The sequence below is a fragment of the Psychrobacter phenylpyruvicus DSM 7000 = NBRC 102152 genome, assembly GCF_000685805.1.
Classification (GTDB): Bacteria; Pseudomonadota; Gammaproteobacteria; order Pseudomonadales; family Moraxellaceae; genus Psychrobacter; species Psychrobacter phenylpyruvicus.
Map to the genome: position 1 here is coordinate 1 of NZ_JMKP01000076.1, position 2237 is coordinate 2237.

The following is a 2237-nucleotide window of genomic DNA, read 5'->3' on the forward strand; positions in this document are numbered from 1 at the left end:
CGACTTTAAATCCAGTAAAAGAGCCAAAATCGATTGATAAGATGAGAGTCGCCTAATTCATTAAATGGTGACAACTATGTTGACAAACACCGATACTTCACCACGATAGCCTACGCGAGGTTGAATATAAAAAACTTTACCACCATCTTCAAGTTTAATTGCTATGGCAGTAATGATACAAATAATAAGGGTAAATGGCAGAGAAGCGATGATAAGTAGGATATCAAAGCAGTATTTCAAAAAAATATAGTTAGGCGAGGGCTGTAACGACCCCAGCTCATTTTCATACATGTGGTTGATACGTACTCTCCCTGTTAGGGATTCACGAATATTACGATAATGGTAGACAGGGGTGCCTTGAAGTGTTTTATCGGTAATAAAACGTTCCCAATCATCAGTCAATTCTTCACTGTGTAAGTCCGTTACAATTCCATTAACTTCTTCATCAAGCTGAGGAGTTGATAGTGGCATCCAACTAACAGTTGGGATTTGCTCAGGTATTAGTTTAGCTCGCCCTACTGGAATATAAGCAAAATTGTAGTTTTCATATTTACGATTAATGATATCTATAAAAAATGCGTAAATCAAAAGTAATAAACTACTAAAGCAGTAATAATATAAGGAATAAGATGTACCTGAGAACTTAACTATGAATAATATTAGTAAAAACCAAAAGATAATAACGGGAACGATATAGGTACTGGAGGTAATACCTGGAAATCGCTGGATACTGTTTAACGTTATAAGGGTGGTACAAACTAATAAAGTGCTCAAAACAAGGTTGACATATCCACCTGTATAGAATATTTGATTTATAACGTCTAAACCTGAGCCTATAAAAGGTAAAAAAGTACAGAGGGCTAATCCGAGAATTAATTGAACAGGCAGAAACCGCATTTTTTGACCTTTCTTCAAAGATAAATAGTTAAATTTTAGGTGGATTAATATTTTAAATAGTACTGGATGTTTTTTAATTCTAATAATGAGCAAATGAAGCTTAATGCGATTTCATATCTCTTAATTTAGAGTAGATGACAACTAATAGATTGCTCGGAAGTAATCTTGGTATGGAACGAGCAAAATAAACTAAAAGAGCGTGAGGAACAGGTTGATAGTTCAAACTCCTTTTCAATTTGAATAATTGCCACTCGCTTTCAATATATATTCTACCTCTTCTTCTGCCGATCATGTCATCTCCAGCTCTCACTACAACTAAGATGTCTTGTAAGTTAGCGGCTTTGTATCCTGCAGCTAAAATACGTATCCAAAGATTATAGTCCTCCATGTACATATGATGTTGGTAGCCACCTACTGATTGAACTACAGACTTTTTATAAGCTACAGCTACATGGTTAAATGGACTTCTGTAATAAGAGTATTTAAGTATATCTTGAAAAGATTCAGGCACAATTCTCGTTGCAATTGGATTGTTAGTGGTAATATCAATTTCTTGGATAGAGCCACTAAATATATCAATATCAGGGTTTTTTGTAATAAATTCTATTTGTTTAGAGAATCTATCAGGTAAACAAATATCATCAGAATCCATTCTAAATACCCATTCATTTGTACAATATTCTAATCCTATATTTAGAGCTTTACCTAATCCGAGATTTTCTTCTAGTGGCACTCTTTTAATCAATAAAGGTAATTTTGATGACCATAGATCAAGGATCTTATATAGCTCTTCTGTAAGTTCACCATCTTCAACTATAATGATTTCATTTGGCTTACTTATCTGATTGTCCCATATACTTGATAATGCTTCGTCCAAATATAAAGGCTTCTCATTTATGTATACAGATAAAAGAACAGAGAAATCCATTAGTAACTACCTTTATAAATTAATAAGTACTCATCAGCCATTCTTTTTGAAGATATATAATAATGACTAAGTTCTGATTCAGATGTATTTAAAAGTAATTTATCATGTGTATGGATTAAAGCTGCTTTGCTAGGAAGTAGCTTTACAATTTCTCTATGCGAAGGTATATCCGAAAGTATAGCTTTACAGCCACATGATATAGCTTCTAGAACACTCATGGGAAACCCTTCGAAATCTGACAATGATAGAAGGTAGTCTGAAACTTGATAATAAGGTATGATATTGTCGATAAAACCTTTGAATATTATGTTTTTATAGAGGGCGTTCAAAACTCTGTGTCAACTAAATTAAAGACGCATCACCGAATCTAATCGACCAGGGAAATAGATAGACAGCTGCATCATCGTCTGTC

At 33.6% G+C, this 2237-nt stretch carries 3 protein-coding genes; all 3 read right to left on the minus strand.

The window, feature by feature from the left end:
• Positions 1-60: 60 nt before the first annotated feature.
• Positions 61-471, minus strand: a complete 411-nt coding sequence (locus G561_RS15470; RefSeq protein WP_162165211.1) for a sugar transferase — start codon at positions 469-471, stop codon at positions 61-63.
• Between the two features lie 526 nt (positions 472-997).
• Positions 998-1825: a glycosyltransferase gene (locus tag G561_RS0113345; RefSeq protein WP_028859974.1), complete on the minus strand. Its 828-nt coding sequence runs from the start codon at positions 1823-1825 to the stop codon at positions 998-1000.
• The gene (locus G561_RS0113350) at positions 1825-2154 is read right to left on the minus strand and encodes a glycosyltransferase family 4 protein (protein WP_081794495.1); all 330 of its coding nucleotides are present in this window, start codon (positions 2152-2154) and stop codon (positions 1825-1827) included. The genes G561_RS0113345 and G561_RS0113350 overlap by 1 nt, the downstream gene beginning before the upstream one ends.
• Positions 2155-2237 lie beyond the last annotated feature (83 nt).